Source organism: Vasconcelosia minhoensis LEGE 07310, assembly GCF_015207255.1.
In the GTDB taxonomy this organism is placed as follows: domain Bacteria; phylum Cyanobacteriota; class Cyanobacteriia; order Phormidesmidales; family Phormidesmidaceae; genus Vasconcelosia; species Vasconcelosia minhoensis.
On sequence record NZ_JADEXG010000049.1, the window covers coordinates 1 to 14694 of the forward strand.

Annotated in this window: 21 protein-coding genes and 1 pseudogene; 15 read left to right on the forward strand and 7 right to left on the reverse strand. The window is 51.9% G+C overall.

The window, feature by feature from the left end; all coding sequences use genetic code 11:
* The first annotated feature begins 347 nt into the window (after window positions 1-347).
* Entirely contained in the window at window positions 348-1307 is a 960-nt protein-coding gene (locus tag IQ241_RS17960; protein WP_193909833.1) for an HNH endonuclease, read from the forward strand.
* Between the two features lie 102 nt (window positions 1308-1409).
* Entirely contained in the window at window positions 1410-1997 is a 588-nt protein-coding gene (locus IQ241_RS17965; protein ID WP_193909835.1) for a hypothetical protein, read from the forward strand.
* On the opposite strand, the gene IQ241_RS17970 is transcribed toward IQ241_RS17965, so the two are convergent.
* Entirely contained in the window at window positions 1988-2245 is a 258-nt protein-coding gene (locus IQ241_RS17970; RefSeq protein WP_193909837.1) for a hypothetical protein, read from the reverse strand. The genes IQ241_RS17965 and IQ241_RS17970 overlap by 10 nt on opposite strands.
* Window positions 2246-2281: 36 nt before the next feature.
* Here IQ241_RS17970 and IQ241_RS17975 point away from each other — a divergent pair, with 36 nt between their 5' ends.
* The 5 genes and pseudogenes from IQ241_RS17975 to IQ241_RS17995 all read left to right on the forward strand — a co-directional run.
* A complete protein-coding gene (locus IQ241_RS17975; protein WP_193909839.1) occupies window positions 2282-2503 on the forward strand; it encodes a hypothetical protein in 222 nt (73 codons plus the stop codon).
* A complete protein-coding gene (locus IQ241_RS17980) occupies window positions 2493-2813 on the forward strand; it encodes a nucleotidyltransferase domain-containing protein (RefSeq protein WP_193909841.1) in 321 nt (106 codons plus the stop codon). Before IQ241_RS17975 ends, IQ241_RS17980 begins: the two co-directional genes overlap by 11 nt.
* Window positions 2810-3175 (forward strand): nucleotidyltransferase family protein, encoded by a 366-nt coding sequence (locus tag IQ241_RS17985; protein WP_228021819.1) that lies wholly within the window; start codon window positions 2810-2812, stop codon window positions 3173-3175. Before IQ241_RS17980 ends, IQ241_RS17985 begins: the two co-directional genes overlap by 4 nt.
* Window positions 3176-3187: 12 nt before the next feature.
* Complete coding sequence (locus IQ241_RS17990) at window positions 3188-3601, forward strand: nucleotidyltransferase domain-containing protein (protein WP_193909843.1); 414 nt, start codon at window positions 3188-3190, stop codon at window positions 3599-3601.
* Between the two features lie 200 nt (window positions 3602-3801).
* Window positions 3802-4014: pseudogene (locus IQ241_RS17995) on the forward strand (AAA family ATPase); the annotation flags it as partial.
* A gap of 16 nt (window positions 4015-4030) precedes the next feature.
* Here the strand turns inward: IQ241_RS17995 and IQ241_RS18000 are convergent.
* The gene (locus IQ241_RS18000) at window positions 4031-4273 is read right to left on the reverse strand and encodes a type II toxin-antitoxin system Phd/YefM family antitoxin (protein WP_193909847.1); all 243 of its coding nucleotides are present in this window, start codon (window positions 4271-4273) and stop codon (window positions 4031-4033) included.
* A gap of 108 nt (window positions 4274-4381) precedes the next feature.
* On the opposite strand from IQ241_RS18000, the gene dndE reads away from it, so the two are divergent.
* From dndE to IQ241_RS18020, 4 genes are all read left to right on the forward strand, one after another.
* Window positions 4382-4786: a DNA sulfur modification protein DndE gene (gene dndE / locus IQ241_RS18005; RefSeq protein ID WP_193909849.1), complete on the forward strand. Its 405-nt coding sequence runs from the start codon at window positions 4382-4384 to the stop codon at window positions 4784-4786.
* A gap of 300 nt (window positions 4787-5086) precedes the next feature.
* Window positions 5087-5314, forward strand: coding sequence for a KTSC domain-containing protein (locus IQ241_RS18010; RefSeq protein WP_193909852.1), 228 nt, complete (start codon window positions 5087-5089; stop codon window positions 5312-5314).
* Between the two features lie 123 nt (window positions 5315-5437).
* Window positions 5438-5953 carry a hypothetical protein gene (locus IQ241_RS18015; protein ID WP_193909854.1) on the forward strand — a complete coding sequence of 172 codons (516 nt, stop codon included), beginning with the start codon at window positions 5438-5440 and terminating at the stop codon, window positions 5951-5953.
* A gap of 106 nt (window positions 5954-6059) precedes the next feature.
* Complete coding sequence (locus IQ241_RS18020) at window positions 6060-6605, forward strand: Uma2 family endonuclease (protein ID WP_193909856.1); 546 nt, start codon at window positions 6060-6062, stop codon at window positions 6603-6605.
* On the opposite strand, the gene IQ241_RS18025 is transcribed toward IQ241_RS18020, so the two are convergent.
* The 5 genes from IQ241_RS18025 to IQ241_RS25655 form a co-directional block, all read right to left on the reverse strand.
* Entirely contained in the window at window positions 6597-6845 is a 249-nt protein-coding gene (locus tag IQ241_RS18025; protein WP_193909858.1) for a winged helix-turn-helix domain-containing protein, read from the reverse strand. The genes IQ241_RS18020 and IQ241_RS18025 overlap by 9 nt on opposite strands.
* A 16-nt stretch (window positions 6846-6861) precedes the next feature.
* Window positions 6862-7071, reverse strand: coding sequence for a hypothetical protein (locus IQ241_RS18030; RefSeq protein ID WP_193909860.1), 210 nt, complete (start codon window positions 7069-7071; stop codon window positions 6862-6864).
* A 2-nt stretch (window positions 7072-7073) separates the two neighbouring features.
* Window positions 7074-7364, reverse strand: coding sequence for a hypothetical protein (locus tag IQ241_RS25645; protein ID WP_228021820.1), 291 nt, complete (start codon window positions 7362-7364; stop codon window positions 7074-7076).
* A 174-nt stretch (window positions 7365-7538) separates the two neighbouring features.
* On the reverse strand, window positions 7539-8093 hold the full coding sequence (locus IQ241_RS25650; RefSeq protein ID WP_228021821.1) for a hypothetical protein: 555 nt from the start codon (window positions 8091-8093) through the stop codon (window positions 7539-7541).
* A complete protein-coding gene (locus tag IQ241_RS25655; RefSeq protein ID WP_228021822.1) occupies window positions 8044-8772 on the reverse strand; it encodes a phosphoadenosine phosphosulfate reductase domain-containing protein in 729 nt (242 codons plus the stop codon). Before IQ241_RS25655 ends, IQ241_RS25650 begins: the two co-directional genes overlap by 50 nt.
* A gap of 200 nt (window positions 8773-8972) precedes the next feature.
* Between IQ241_RS25655 and IQ241_RS18045 the strand changes: the two genes are divergently transcribed.
* From IQ241_RS18045 to IQ241_RS18060, 4 genes are all read left to right on the forward strand, one after another.
* Entirely contained in the window at window positions 8973-11069 is a 2097-nt protein-coding gene (locus tag IQ241_RS18045; RefSeq protein WP_193909864.1) for a DNA phosphorothioation-associated putative methyltransferase, read from the forward strand.
* A gap of 219 nt (window positions 11070-11288) precedes the next feature.
* Window positions 11289-12125 carry a GntR family transcriptional regulator gene (locus IQ241_RS18050; RefSeq protein ID WP_193909866.1) on the forward strand — a complete coding sequence of 279 codons (837 nt, stop codon included), beginning with the start codon at window positions 11289-11291 and terminating at the stop codon, window positions 12123-12125.
* 275 nt (window positions 12126-12400) lie between these two features.
* On the forward strand, window positions 12401-13540 hold the full coding sequence (locus tag IQ241_RS18055) for an ABC transporter ATP-binding protein (RefSeq protein ID WP_193909868.1): 1140 nt from the start codon (window positions 12401-12403) through the stop codon (window positions 13538-13540).
* Between the two features lie 30 nt (window positions 13541-13570).
* Entirely contained in the window at window positions 13571-14665 is a 1095-nt protein-coding gene (locus IQ241_RS18060; RefSeq protein ID WP_193909871.1) for an extracellular solute-binding protein, read from the forward strand.
* Window positions 14666-14694: the final 29 nt, after the last annotated feature.

A 14694-nucleotide genomic window follows, 5' to 3' on the forward strand; every position in this document is an offset into this window, starting at 1 on the left:
GTTCAAGGACGCGATTAACACTTGTATTGAGCAGGCCAATACGACCCACAAAGCATCGCTAGAAACTTTGTTGACCATGAATTTTCAGTCCTTTAAGAAAGTCCAAATATCAGGCGTCTAGAGTATATCTGGACGAAGATCTATTCGACCTTTTACTAAAACCGCCTCTGAGGGAAAGCTTGGTTACAGTCCTAGTTGCGAGATGGTTCCCAGGCCAGCGAGAGCAGGTCAGTGCTATCTCAGCCATTGATGAACTTGATGATACGGATGCCGCACTGGTCAAAATGTATGCAAACTTCTATGCCCGTAGCGAAGCTCGGCCCATCATTGACAGTTAGAGGTGACCAATGCAGTCAGAGTTAGCCTACTATGCCAAGAAGTTTGCCAAGCTACATGTGAATCGCCACCGCGATCGCGGCCCCGCACCACACAAGCCTATATTACTGCTATCCGTTATAGAGTTGATTGAGCAGGGCAAAATTCAGCGCAACCGGATCTATCTATCGCCGGAACTGATTGCAACTTTTCTCAAATACTGGACACATTTCGGTTCGGAAAAGCATAGGTCGAATATTGCACTACCCTTCTTTCATCTCCAAGGTGATAAATTCTGGCATCTGATGCCAAATCCTGGATTTGAGGCTACCGTTTCCTCTCAATCAAAGCTGAGCGGCCTGAATTCTCTTAAAGACGCAATTAAGTATGCCTATTTTGACGATGCGCTATTCCATTTGCTCGAAGAAAGTAAGACAAGACAGGAACTGATCGGCATACTCTCTGATGCATGGTTCAAAGACAAGGAACAACAAATTTCCCAACTATTGCAATATGACGAGTTTGAAGACATTCAGCTCAAGCTATTCGATAGCGGTGGTGTTGTTTATAGTACCGAAGAACTCAAGGATGACCAAAGAACGTTTGTTAGAAGCGCTGCTTTTCGAAAAATTGTTGTTTCACTTTATGAGCAACGCTGCGCCCTCTGTCGTCTGAAGATCATTGTAGGAAATCAGACAATTGTAGACGGTGCCCACATCATGCCGTTTTCAGAGTTTCGAGACGATCGGTTTGACAATGGTTTGGCACTTTGCAAGAACCATCATTGGGCGTTCGATCATGGCTGGTTTGGAATTAGCGATCGCTATCAAATCGTAATACCACCAGACCGATTTTATGAAGAGGCCCCTAACGCATTGCAGGGCTTAGACGAGTTTAATGGAGAGGAGATTTTATTGCCAGTAGATGACAAATGTAAGCCAAGGTTGGAAGCACTGAGCTGGCATCGAAATTTTTGGGAAATCGCCAGCTAGTACTACTTTTTAGCTTATGGGTTTCATGCTGGGTCAAGGATGCGCTGCTCTAAGTCAATTTTGGGCAATCTCAAGCATGTACGCCTTATTTCTTAGGTCTCCATGAATATTGGCTGGGATAAACTCATGCATTTCATCACCGGTCTGGGCACCGGTATAGTTTTTTGGTGGGTGCTCGAACGATATGCTCGTCTTGGCTCCAGGCTGATTAATCCTATCGCTTTTCTGATTATGCTGATTTGGGGAGCCAGCGGTTTGTTCTTCTTTCGAAAATTAGGTGTTCCCTTGCTTAGCTATACCTACTTTTACATGGCGTTTCCAGACTGGGATATTCCTTTGTATCAATGGCTTGGCTGGCGACTTCTCAGGCACCGTAGCTGGTTGTTTCATTCGGCGTTGATTCCGATGGGCGGATTTGCCCTGTGGCTCTGGATCGCTCAAATTACAGCCTTGACTCAACTACAGAGAGCTTTGAACAACCTACTGCGCGACTGCGCTATGGGGCTTTCTGTCGGAATCTGCGCGCATTTACTCTGGGACGCGCTGCTTTCTTCTACTAAACGTGTTTTTTTTGTGCATGGGTTTAATGCACCCTCTTCCTATTTGTGGCTGCTGTTTAACTGCACAATTGGCTTGGGTGTACCTTTGCTTATAGCTAAAGGGTTGCAACCGGGAAGTAATTATCGTTGAACCAACCCGTAGCCTAATTTTGTCAAAATGGACAGGCTACATCCGCGATCGCGGCTACAGAAGTCGCCCTGGAAAACTGGTACTACGCCAACGACGTAGAATACATCTGCGGCTTTGGCCAAACCTCTTACCGGCCCAAGTACATTAATCGCATTGCCGACTTCATGGGCGTTGCCGTTATTTTCATTGAGGGACTGGAGGTGGGGTAGTGGGTGGAAGGTGGGGTAGCTAGAAAGGCTTGGGTGCATTGGAGCTATATTTGGGGTAATCCGTATTCGATTCGTATGCTAACTATCCAGACCAAAGCCACAGTTGGCCCCAGCAATACCCTGCGAATACAGCTTCCTGAAGCTTTGCCCGCTGGGGAATATAGCATCGTTTTGGTGATTGACGATGCCCAGCGGGTCGCTCCGCCGCGAACCGACCTGCGTGACTTTCCGGTCGATGATTATGGTGAACTGCTGAGTGAAGTTTCCCTCAGGCGGGAGGATACGTATGATGACTGAGCGCGATCGCGCCATCCTCAATCAGTTTGCCGCCAAAGTGCGCCAGCAGTTTTCCGATGCTCAGATCTGGGCCTTCGGCTCACGTGCTCGCGGCGACGCCCAGCCCGATTCAGATTTAGATATTTGCGTCGTCGTCGAAAAGCTAGATCAAAACATTCGCGAGAAAATTAGCTATATCGCCTGGGAAACCGGCTTTGATAACGATCTGCTGATCACAACTGTCAAATTTTCCCGCCAAAAATTCGAAGATAGCCCCTGCTCGACCAGCCCTTTAGTGCGGAACATCCTACGAGAAGGCGTGCCAGCATGAACGTGAATCAGCAAGCCCATCAAACCTTACCGCCTGGACTAGCGGAAGTTTTAGCTCAGCAGTCATCCATTGCCCGACTCTGCCAGCAAAACGCGGTCTCCCGTCTGGAACTATTTGGGTCAGCTACGGCGTATCACTTTGACCCAGCCACCAGCGATTTTGATTTCCTGGTGGAATTTGCCATCCAGAATCCCGCAGGAGCCGCCGATCGTTTTTTTAACCTCAGGCAGGGGCTGTCAGAACTGTTAGAAGCCGCCATAGACCTGGTCGAACTCAAGGCCGTCAAAAACCCCTATTTCCTAGACGCGATCGCGTCAAGCCGAGTCAATATCTTTGGTCGAGTGCCTCATCCCTCAGAATAGAAGTAACCAATCATGAAGCAGCGAGATTCTAGCGTTCCTGATCAATTTGAGAAAGAACTCCACAGTATGTCCTCTATTGCAAACAATTCAACGAGAGAGAATATTAATGCGAACCGGAACAACAATATTCTGACAAGATGTAAGCAAATACTTGCTAAGTATTACAAAAGCCGACTCCAAGCGCTTATTCTGTTTGGCTCAGCTGCCAGACAAGAGTTGACCCCTAACAGTGATATTGATTTATTAGTAGTTCTTTCCTCACCCTTCGACTACTGCCAGGAACTAACAACCATTGTAGATTTGCTCTATCCCCTCCAGCTAGAAGCCAGCCACTGGATCTCTGCAAAACCTGCTGAGACATCTGATTTTGAAGCAGGCAAGATTCAGCTTTATCGCAATATTCAACAAGAAGGGATTCTGCTGTGAGTCATCCTGAAGAAATTGCTTTAAAGGTGCTAATTAACCACTTGAATTGTTTCCCTTTATCGCTTCAAGTTTGGGGGGTCTCGGATCAAAGTCTCCCAGCATTGAGGGGATTTAGGGGGCGCATGTAGGATATTTGGTACTTCTCAAACATCCTCTGAAGAGATTCAGGCTAACCTAGCGCTTTGATGAGCTAATAAAACGTGATCTTTCAAGACCTGACCCTGCAAAACTTTGGCCCCTATCGAGGCCGCCATCACATCAACCTCTTGCCCGAGCCCGACCGACCCATCATCCTTTTTGGCGGCCTCAACGGCGGTGGCAAAACCACCCTGATGGATGCCATTCGCCTGGTGCTCTACGGTCAGCGCGCCCAGTGCTCCACCCGGGGCAGCCTGGCCTATGCCGACCTTGTGTAAACCAGTCGCCAGCTCACCAATCTAGTTCTCCAGCGCAGTCCTCAACCGGCGTGGCTAGCCCGGCCCTAATCGACTCGCGCATTCCGGGCACTGACAGCAGATAGAGCGTTTCCTGAATGCTAGACCAGTCCTCTTCAGACAGCAAAACCGCGTTGCTGCGAGCACCCTGGATTAGCATGGGCTGATGGGACTCCGTCACTTCGTCAATTACCTTTTGCAGATTGAGCTGAGCATCGTCAACGGGCAAAGTAGACATCTTGGCTCTCTAAGCTAGGGAGTAATGCATTCTCTGCAATTATACAAACGCGCGTTCAGCCTCGTCTCTGTAAAATCCCTTCTAGCACCCCAAAGATGATTATTGCCCATGGAACCGCCCATTGACCGAATCAAACTCTCCCAACCGGCGAAAGATCAGCTGATTAAGCTTAAGCGCATTAGCAAAATTCAAAACTGGAACGTGCTCTGCCGCTGGGCGCTGTGTCGCTCCCTGGAAGAAAAATCATCGCCCTCACCGGTGCCCATCCCCAGCGACAGCAATGTTGAAATGACCTGGCAGGTCTTCGGTGGCCCGATTGCCGACCTGCTGCTGATCGCCCTAAAGCAGCGCTGCCACGATGAGAATCTTGGCACCGAACCCGAAATCCTGGCCGAGCAGCTGCGCCTGCACCTGCATCGCGGCATCGGCTATCTGGCCGGCGATCCCAAGATTAAATCCTTGGAAGACTTGATCTCACTCGCATCTGAGCCAGCTTTGAGGACAAATCAGTAGTCAGACAAAATTAGTTATAAATTTTTTATAACTAAGAGGCTGAGGTCATGCCGAGTTTATCGAGGCATCTCGCTTAGAAGCATCTGCAATTAAGAGGTTTATTTGAGACCATGCCATACACCGGCAGCTATCGATTTGGGTTCGCCATCATACAAGCTAGCGTTTGCGGCAAGGCTACAACTAAACTCTGGGTTGTTCAGCGCTGCCGCTGGGTGTAGGAGTAGGTTTGGAAAAAGAGCGATCGCGCCTTCCCAAAAACCCTTTAAAGTATGAGAACAGCGATTAAAAGGTGTCCTAGCGATGGAACTCCATTCAGTCGATTCCAGCATGATCCAAGCGGTTGGATACGAGGAAGACAGCCAAACGCTGCTGGTTATCTTCAACTCAGGTAAGACTTACCATTACTTTGAGGTGCCTAAAGAGACCTACGAGGGGCTATTAGCTGCGGATTCAAAAGGCAGCTATATGCTCAGCTCCGTCATCGACTGCTACCCTTACCAGCTGATAAAAAAGCGGAAAAGACGATAGGTTTGGCTTTGAGAATCTCCCGCTTTTGTCATCCTGAGCGAAAAATGAATCACTCTTGAGTAGCGCGCGATCGCGGCCCCTAATGCTGCGATAAGCTAAGGGATACGAGCCTCAGAATATCCCATGCTTGACCTCAGCCGAATTCAGACCCTTGCGCAGACCTACCATGCTCAAGAAATGATGGCAGCCTTGGTTTGGCAGCGGCGGTTCAATGAATTTGATGGAGCAGAGGTCATTACGGATTTGGCCAGCTCTCCCGAGCTGTGGGAAAGCTTTCTTTTTACAAAACCCGTCTATGCCCCCGACCCCAACGGGCTGAGCTTCAACGGCGTTTTAGAAACGCTGCTGGCGATGGCCAACTACCGCCCTATGCCAGAAACCAGCATGATTCAGTTCTTTCGCTATCCGGCTGATACGCTCTACTTGCTAGCCGAAAATCAAGACATCACCGTCTCTCGCCTGCTGGACTTTGGCAAAAAGTGGCGAGCCGATGAGGTCAGCGTCTGTGACGGTGGCCCTGAAGATGAAGAATGGGAATTTCGGGACTATATCCAGCTGCGGCTGAGACAAGCGCTCTGGAGCAACGATATGCGTCGTCGTGACCGCAGCGCCGTAGTGATTACCTACTGGTGGGACTGATGTAGAAAAGCTAACGTTACAATGCAGGGAAATAGCAGAGGGTCAACCATGGCTAAGCTTGACAAGCAGACTTTGATAAAGACCAAAAACTGACCCAGGTAAACCGATGACGCAAACGCGAGTCAGGTGGACGGTTGAAGACTACCATCGGATGATTGAGGCCGGGATTTTGCGCGATCGCAATGTCGAGCTGCTCTCTGGAGAAATTCATCAAATGGCACCCGAAGGGCCACCCCATACCTACTATGGCGGCAGCCTAGCCGATCGGTTTCGCGAACATTTAGCAGGCCAAGCCCTGGTTCGAGAAGCGCGGCCCGTTACCCTAGCGGATTCTGAACCTGAACCGGATATCGCTATCGTTCGCGGCAGTTGGGAAGACTATCGCTTTCGCCATCCTATGGGCGAGGAAATATTACTCCTGGTTGAAATCTCAGAAACCAGCCTGACCAAAGACCTCGAAGTGAAGCGAAGTATCTATGCGGCAGCGGGTATCGAAGATTACTGGATTTTTAATCTCAGACAGCCTCAGCTAATTGTTCTGCGCAACCCCCACAACGGTGACTATCAGTCCGAAGTCAGGCGACAGGAAGGGGCTCTTTCTCCCTTAGCCTTCCCAGACCTGACTCTTTCAGTTGATCAGCTCCTAGCCTAGTTCCTTCAGCGCGTAGCGCCCATCCCCGAGCTTTTTGAAGAAAGCGGGCGATCCGGTTTTGCGGCTGCTGCCCTCGCAGCGTCGCTCGATGGCAGAGCGGACAATCTGGCGGGGATTCTTGGCATTAAACGTGTAGAGGCTTTGATCGATAATTGCCTGGGTCACATCGGCAGCCGTCATCGGAGTCTGGGCTGACTTGAGCACCTGGGCTGCAGCCTGAGCAACCGTTTGTTTTGCCATGCGCGAACTCTCCTTACTAAATCTGATCTGAATCAGCTGTTTGAGAAAGCTTTTTCATTTCAGCGACAACTTCCTGAACTTTAGGATTGCCTAACCATTGCTCTCTTTCTTTGGTATAGTTGCCGCTACCGCTGTCAAACTGGTGTAAGAAGCGAACCATACCTACAAATCCCAGTGCTTGAGTCAAGGCCTCAATACCACGACTTCTAATCTCTACAGGTGTCATTTTCAAGTTTCCTCATTGCCTAAGATTTCCATCAGCCAAATTACCGGATTTTCAATTCGCACGCTTAACTCTGACCTAAAACGCTTTGCTCGTTTGAGCAATCTATCATCCGTTGTGAGCATTACGTCTGCAAAACCTATCTCTGCACATGCTACATGCAAACTATCGTAAGCTTTGAAGCCCATTTCTTGCAGCTCAACAGCTCTGGCCTCGACCTCGGTAGTTAGCTGAACATTTAGACAAGCCTTTTCCAAGGCTAACCGAACTCTATTTCTATGATCATGATCTGGCATCTTAAAAACTTCAAACTTAATGATCTGACTACTCAGTAATTGCCACTGTCTTCGAGACTGGCATTGCTCTATGATTGATAGTACTGCCTCGCTCTCAAGCCGAACCCGCTCCTGAGTTTGACTGTCAAAAGGCCTGCAAAGACAGCAAACGTCCAGATAAATTAATGGCATAGTCTAACAAATATCACTGAATAGCAGCGGCTGAATGCTGCCATCGGAAAGAATCTCAGGTAGCCAGGTATCACCTCGATACTCGGTACCATCCCATTTCTCAGGCCAAGTATCCGCTGAAATTAGCGCTTCAATTCGAGCTAGCTCTTCGTCATTGATTAAGCTGATTTCTGGCTGTCGATGCTCCCTAGCCCCGGCATTCACCGCTGCTTCAATCCGCTGTACTTCGCCCAGCATCCAGCAGCGGGCTTCCATCGTCAGCGGACCCAGCCTGCCTTGCTTAGCCGCTAGACTGCCGTCCTTACGAGTTTCGCCGTGCTTGCGCAGTCGGTACTGGGGCGACTTAATCTGCCAGTAAAGTCCCCGCAGCTCCTGCAGCGGAGCTAGATAGGCCCATTTAGGGTTTTGCAAAATCCGCTCTAGCGCTGTGTCCTGCTGGACCAGCGGGCAGCCGATACAGCCGGTACGGGCATTCATCGGCTCGGTTTCGCCCAACTCGTCCTGGGGATTATGGCCATAGACTTCGGCCACCTCGTAGGTTGGGTAGCCTAGCTCCACATCCGCCTGCACTAGCCAATCCCAGACATGGCAAACGCGCCAGTGCAGCAGCGGCGCTAGGGTATCCGCGAAAAGCCTTCGGCATAGCTACGCTTACCGCGCCTGACGAAGACTGCTGAAACCAGCCCTGCCCGCATTCGCCGCCATCTTTGCTACAGCTCAGGGCAATCCGCTGATCCCGGGCGGCGCTTTCGCCCATCCGCACGCCCGTCAGCATCAGCAGCTTTTCGCCACAGGTTTTTCTTACCGCTTCTAGCTCGCGCTCCATGCTCATCACCTTGAGCTTGGGCGTACACCAGCGAAAGGTGTTGCTTGGCGGCGGCACCCCTCGGCCCAGCATATAGACAAAATAGCGATGGTCCAAGGCGGGCAGCACCACTCGCGTATCGAAGCCCTGAGCCTTCAGCCGGTCGAGCAGCCTGAGCGCGGCCTGGTGCAGCGGCGGCAGCTCTTGCCGGGTGTCGGCATAGAGGATGGTTAAACTTTTGGGGTGGGGAATCTGGCCCGTCTCGACCAGATGGGCAACCAGCGTCACCGTAGCTGAAGAATCTTTACCGCCGCTAAACGCGATCGCCCAGTGCTGGTATAACGCACCATAGTGGGTCAACGACTCAATCGACAGATCAATGCTGCGCGAAAGCGACAGCCGCTCATCTTCAAATAGGCTGAGGTTTCTCATCCGTCCTTATCTATCTTTTGGGCAGGCGCTAGCAATGGGGTAATTGAGACGTCTCCTAAATAAGCAAACGCTATCTATAGAGTTTACCGGATTCTGGCCTAGATAGCCGGCGACTGCAAAAGTTTTGCGATCGCGTGACTCAAAAGCGCGAATTCCAGTTGGCTCATTCTATTTTAGAACAAATGTATTAATTTGCGGCCATGAACCCTTCCTGCTCTGCGGCTCCACTCACGATGCTGTCCCTGCATCAGCTAGCGACGCTCTGTCGGCAGAGCCCCATCGGCAAATGTCTGCCGGGTGCGTTCTATATTCATCACACCGCGCTGAGTCAGCTCGACCCTCAGCTACAAGCGTATGAAGCGCTGGCCCGTTCCTGGCTAAGCAACGACGTCTCCATCACGCTGGTCAAATTTCACTTTGAGAAACCGGCGCTGTCCTATTTGTTCTATCCCGACTTTGACTCAATGGCGCACCCAGCTTTAGCAGCCAGCGTTCAGATTGTTTTACCCAACGGTAGAACCGACTATCGCAGCTATTGCAATCGAGCCAATCCACCGGTGCTGCACCGTAAAGAGACCTTCGTTGCCCCAGACTATCCGGGCTACGAGATATTTGCTAGGCTGACGCACCAGCAGGTCGCCTTGGGTCTCCTAGAGAATTCTCGAACTATTGGAACGCGCCTGGGATGGCAAAATCGGTTACAGGCTCATAATTTGATGATTGTCGATCATCGGTTGGCCTGTCCGCTAGAGCAGCCTAGCTCGCCCCCGCAGGCTGTTCCCAATATTGAACGGCACAGGGCCGCCATCGTCAGAAATTCGCTGTCCAAGCCCGTGCGGCTAGCGCTGGAGGCGGGCCTGTTCTCGCCTGAGGCCACGTTTTTTGACTACGGCTGCGGCCATGGCGGCGACGTCAGCCGCCTGCATCGGCAGGGATATGCCAGCGCCGGGTGGGACCCCTACTATCAGCCGCAAATACCGCTGACCCAGGCCGATATCGTCAATCTGGGCTATGTGCTGAATGTGATCGAAGACGCCGCCGAGCGTCGTGAGGCTTTGGTCCGCGCTTGGGAATTATCCCAGCAGGCGCTGATTGTCTCAGCCCAGGTACTGATCTGCGATCGCGCCCAAAACACCCACGCCTATGGTGACGGCATCATCACCAGACGTAATACCTTTCAAAAATACTACGAGCAGGAAGAACTCAAAGCCTATATCGATCAGGTGCTGGGCGTCGATTCAATCCCGGTGGCTCTGGGAATCTACTTCATTTTTCGGGATGAGGCCCAGGCCGAGAATTTCCGCGCCTCCCGCTTTCGCTCTCGGGCCGCGATGCCCAGGGTGCGCCTCAGCATTCGGCGATTTGAAGACTGCCGGGAACGCCTACAGCCGCTGATGGATTTCTATACCGACCGGGGACGACTGCCCAAGGTAGATGAGCTTAGCCCGGAAACACTAAGGCCGCTTCAGGTCGAATTCGGCACCATTCGTCGAGCTTTTGGTGTGATTCTAAAAGCGACCGATGGAGGAGAGTGGGATGCGATCGCAGACAGACGCCGTCAGGATTTAATGGTCTACCTAGCTCTGAGCCATTTCGGTAGGCGGCCTAAATTCAGGGATCTGTCTCCTCCAGTGCAGCAGGATGTTAAGGCTCTGTTCGGCAGCTATCAGCAGGCTTGTACCGCCGCTGATCTGATGCTGATGAGCTTAGGGCGGATGGAGATTATTGAGGAACGCTGTCGTCAGAGCAGCCTTGGCCAGCAGCGCCCTAATTCTCTCTGGGTGCATGTCTCTGCGCTAGACCAGCTCGACCCGCTGCTGCGTCTCTATGAAGGCTGCGCCTCCCGCACCATTGGCCGCCCCGAGGAGGCCGCCGTAGTCAAGTTTCACACCAGTACGCCCAAGATCACCTATTTATTCTTTCCGACCTTTGACACCGAGCCGCATCCAGCCTTGCATACCAGTATGCAGATTGGCCTACGCGATTTGCGTGTTCGTTATCGCGACTACGACCCTGCCGACAATCCGCCGCTGCTGCATCAGAAAGAGCAGATGATAACGCCAGACTATGCAGGGTACGGCAAGTTTGCTAAGCTCAGCCAGCAGGAGCGAAACTGGGGACTACTCGATGACCTGAGTGCGATCTATGACCGTCAGGGCTGGGAAGAGTGCTTAGAAGCTCATTGCGCGGAACTTAAGGGTCATCGAATTGTCTGGCGCAAAGATACCAATCCCTACCAGATCAAATTGCTTCAAACCGCCCGTCGCCAGAGGTCAATTGCCTCAGAAACAGGATAATTCCTAGTTCGGCATTTGACCCCAAGCGGATAGTACCGTCATGCATAGGATGTTGGCTACACTGCGGACGCAGCCATCTGTAGAGCGAGGAGTATTAGGCTGGGCTGTACCGGCAGTGATATGTGTTTAAGGCGTACTTTGGCGGTCTATGTGAGCTGCCCGTTACAATATTGAGGCTGGCACTATCTCCAAGCCCAAAAGCGGGCCTAAGGAGCGGCTTTGTCTGATACATCATTCGCCCCACAGCGGGCCAAAACGCTGCACGATCAGACCTATTTGGCATTACGGTCGGCAATTCTCTTTGGCCGGATTCGGGTTGGCGAGCGGTTGGTTGAGACTCAGCTGGCTCAGCAATTTCAGGTCAGTCGGACCCCGATTAGAGCGGCAGTTTGTCAGCTTCAGCAGACGGGCTTGCTAACGGCGCATGCCGACGGCGGTATCTATGTCAGAAAGCTATCACTGCACGATGCAATCAAAATCTACGACTGCCGGATTGTCCTAGAGCAGCTTGCCGTTGCCGGTAGCTGCGAGCATGCAACAAAGGCTCAGCTCAAAGCCATTGAGCAAACCCTGATTGAGTCGGAGCTAATCGCCCAGCGCGGCGATGCCCATTCTCACAGCATTCAACTGCTCGACCTGAATATCCGGTTTCACCGGCTGATTGCCCAGAGCTCAGACAATCCCTGGCTGGTGCCCCTGCTGGAGCAGCTTTCTAATCAGGCGACGCTCTCTCGGGTGCAAACGCTCCAGGCCACGCCCGATGTTTTTAACGTACACCATGAGCATCGGCAAATTTATACCGCGATCGCAAATCACGACGCGGATATGGCGGTGCAGCAGCTGACTCACCATTTACAATCTAGCCAAAAGCGTATCGCCAAACAGTTCCAGGCAGGCCGTGCAGATGCAAGCCAATCAGCTGGCCAAATGCAGACCAGCCAGCGCTGTCCAGAATGCGGCTCACCAGAAATCAGCAAAAACGGACGCCGCTCGGGCCGCCAGAACTATATCTGCAAACAGTGCAGACGGCAATTTTTGGAAAGGCTGCCAGGCTAAAGCTTGTTTTCTGGAACACGGCGACGCTTCAGCTGTCGTTGGCCATCTCTGCTACAAAGTTCTCAGAATTGATTGAAAAAGTGCGTTCGAATACATAACTAATCAGGATGTCCCTGTATACAGGATTCATGTTCTACTTTGAAACCTGTCGGATTAGTGCTTTTGTATCGGCTGTGAACTTTTGCTGAGGAAACTTGCGAGAGTTTGCTGTCAAACATTGGTCTTGGTCTTCAGTAGGGAAGGCCGTTTGCATCTCACATCGGGGAGAATTGCTCATGAATTCGGTAAAGCCGCTCAGCACAGTCGATCGACTTCAGGCTCAGGCTGCTGATCATGCAGGTCACAGTCTCAAGCTTGATCAAATCATGCATCGCTTTGGCGAAATGGTGGCGCTGCGAGACATTAATCTCGATATTCAGCCGGGAGAATTTGTCTCGCTGTTAGGGCCGAGCGGCTGTGGTAAGACAACGGTACTCCGCATTATTTCGGGCTTTATCGAGCAGACTGCGGGTAAGGTGCTAATTGACAATCAATCCGTAGCGGGGCTCACCGCGAGTCAGCGCGGGGTTGGGATTGTCTTTCAGAACTATGCTCTGTTCCCCCACATGACCGTCTGGGATAATGTGGCCTACGGTCTGCGGGCAAAAGGCTTATCTCGGGGCCGAGTTTCTAACAAAGTGGGTGAAATGCTGGAGCTGGTGCAGCTAGGTCATTTGGCTAAACGTTATCCCAGTGAGCTATCTGGTGGCCAGCAGCAGCGGGTTGCGATTTCCCGAGCCCTTGCCGTTGAGCCCAAGTTAATGCTGCTGGATGAGCCGTTTAGCGCTTTAGATAAAAACCTGCGGCTGGATATGCAGATCGAGATTCGGCGGCTGCTGGACGAACAGGGGGTGACTGCCATCCTTGTTACTCACGATCAGGAAGAGGCGATGAGTATGAGCGATCGCATTGCCTTGCTGCTAGACGGTGAAATTCACCAGTTCGCTTCCCCCAGCCAGGTTTACGACCATCCCGCTACCCTATTCGTCAGCTCGTTCGTCGGAACTTGCAATCACCTCTCCAGCCAGATAGTCGGTAGAGAGTCAGGAGCCTACGTGGTGAAAGTTCACGGCGGCGGCCAGGTTAAAGTGGCCCATGAGTCGTCTTTAGCTCCAAATGCTGAAGTTCTGTTTGCCATTCGACCTGAAAATTTGCGGGTAGAAACCCATCCCGGCCCCTATCGCATTCCCGGTATCGTAGAAATCTGCATTCCCCTGGGGGCAACAATCACCTACGAGGTGAGCATTGCACCCGATAAAGCGATTAAAGTGACTCAGCAGCGTATTGCCGGAGCGCGATCGCTTCAAAAGGGAGAGCAGGTCTATCTGGAGCCAGTGTCTCCTTCTGCCTGCACATTGTTTCCGACCTCCTCGTAAGCGCAAACTGATTGAGAGAGCTTTTGATCTATGAACTATCGCATGAAGCGTCGCACGTTTTTAGGCTCTAGCTTTGTTGCGGGGATGGCCTTGACTGGATTGGGAAGCTGCTCCAGCAACTCGCAGAGCGGCTCAGCTCAGGCAGATAGCCTGGTCGCGGCGACCTATCCTGGCAACTGGGAAGAGGCCCATCGCAAAATATTGGTCCCGGCATTTCAAAAAGCGACCGGCGCTGAGGCAACGCTGACCCCGCTACTAGCCTTAGACCAGGTGGCTCGACTAGAAGCGTCAGCAAACAACCCACCCTTTGATACCGCCATTCTCGATCCGGGGCCTTATATCACGGCACCGAAAGAAGATATCTTTCAGCCTTTCCCGGCTGATATGGCTAAAAACTTTTCAGAAGTGCTGCCCCGCTATCAAAATGCTGGTGGCCCTGAGGCTTCAGAAAACTGGGGACCGATTATCGGCCTTCAGTTTGCGGGCATTGCCTACAATCCCAAAATTATTACCACGTCGCCCACCTCCTGGGCCGACCTCTGGAACCCGGCCTACAAAGGTCAGGTCGGGATTGCCAATATGGACAGTACGCTAGGCACCGGCTGGATGGTTGAAATATCCAAGATGAACGGCGGCAGCGAGTCCAATCTTGATCCGGCGTTTGAGGCGCTGCAAGAGCTGTTGCCTAACCTGGCAGGGGTAGCCTCGAATCCGGGGGCGCTTTCTACCATGATCCAGCAGGGAGAAGTCGCGATCGCGCCTCACAACATCGGCAGCATTGCCGTCCTGCAAGACAAGGGCATAGACGTGGAATGGGTGATTCCCAAAGAGGGCAGCTACGCCTTTGGTACCTCGATGCACATTGTTCAAAATCCGGTGTCTGGGACCGAGCTAGCCGCCGCCTATATCGACACGGCCCTCAGCCAGGAAGTGCAGGCCGCCATGGCCGCTGCCCCCTACTACATTGCGCCCGTCAACCAAAGCGTACCGCTGGAAGGCGTTTTGGCCGAAAAGATTGCCGCCAGCTACGACGAATACGAGAAGTTCATCTACCAGGACTGGGCCACCATCAGCAAATACCGACCCGAGTGGATCGAGCGCTTCAGCAAAGCGGTATCGGCCTAGCAAAGTTCGGAGTTTACTTTAAAAATTAC

Bases quoted from the DNA above. Each gene is read 5' to 3' on its own strand.
- IQ241_RS17960 (WP_193909833.1), top strand. From the start codon at position 348: ATGCAGTCAGAGTTAGCCTACTATGCCAAGAAGTTTGCCAAGCTACAT.
- IQ241_RS17965 (WP_193909835.1), top strand. From the start codon at position 1,410: ATGAATATTGGCTGGGATAAACTCATGCATTTCATCACCGGTCTGGGC.
- IQ241_RS17970 (WP_193909837.1), bottom strand. From the start codon at position 2,245: ATGCACCCAAGCCTTTCTAGCTACCCCACCTTCCACCCACTACCCCAC.
- IQ241_RS17975 (WP_193909839.1), top strand. From the start codon at position 2,282: ATGCTAACTATCCAGACCAAAGCCACAGTTGGCCCCAGCAATACCCTG.
- IQ241_RS17980 (WP_193909841.1), top strand. From the start codon at position 2,493: ATGATGACTGAGCGCGATCGCGCCATCCTCAATCAGTTTGCCGCCAAA.
- IQ241_RS17985 (WP_228021819.1), top strand. From the start codon at position 2,810: ATGAACGTGAATCAGCAAGCCCATCAAACCTTACCGCCTGGACTAGCG.
- IQ241_RS17990 (WP_193909843.1), top strand. From the start codon at position 3,188: ATGAAGCAGCGAGATTCTAGCGTTCCTGATCAATTTGAGAAAGAACTC.
- IQ241_RS18000 (WP_193909847.1), bottom strand. From the start codon at position 4,273: ATGTCTACTTTGCCCGTTGACGATGCTCAGCTCAATCTGCAAAAGGTA.
- dndE (WP_193909849.1), top strand. From the start codon at position 4,382: ATGGAACCGCCCATTGACCGAATCAAACTCTCCCAACCGGCGAAAGAT.
- IQ241_RS18010 (WP_193909852.1), top strand. From the start codon at position 5,087: ATGGAACTCCATTCAGTCGATTCCAGCATGATCCAAGCGGTTGGATAC.
- IQ241_RS18015 (WP_193909854.1), top strand. From the start codon at position 5,438: ATGCTTGACCTCAGCCGAATTCAGACCCTTGCGCAGACCTACCATGCT.
- IQ241_RS18020 (WP_193909856.1), top strand. From the start codon at position 6,060: ATGACGCAAACGCGAGTCAGGTGGACGGTTGAAGACTACCATCGGATG.
- IQ241_RS18025 (WP_193909858.1), bottom strand. From the start codon at position 6,845: ATGGCAAAACAAACGGTTGCTCAGGCTGCAGCCCAGGTGCTCAAGTCA.
- IQ241_RS18030 (WP_193909860.1), bottom strand. From the start codon at position 7,071: ATGACACCTGTAGAGATTAGAAGTCGTGGTATTGAGGCCTTGACTCAA.
- IQ241_RS25645 (WP_228021820.1), bottom strand. From the start codon at position 7,364: ATGCCAGATCATGATCATAGAAATAGAGTTCGGTTAGCCTTGGAAAAG.
- IQ241_RS25655 (WP_228021822.1), bottom strand. From the start codon at position 8,772: ATGAGAAACCTCAGCCTATTTGAAGATGAGCGGCTGTCGCTTTCGCGC.
- IQ241_RS18045 (WP_193909864.1), top strand. From the start codon at position 8,973: ATGAACCCTTCCTGCTCTGCGGCTCCACTCACGATGCTGTCCCTGCAT.
- IQ241_RS18055 (WP_193909868.1), top strand. From the start codon at position 12,401: ATGAATTCGGTAAAGCCGCTCAGCACAGTCGATCGACTTCAGGCTCAG.
- IQ241_RS18060 (WP_193909871.1), top strand. From the start codon at position 13,571: ATGAACTATCGCATGAAGCGTCGCACGTTTTTAGGCTCTAGCTTTGTT.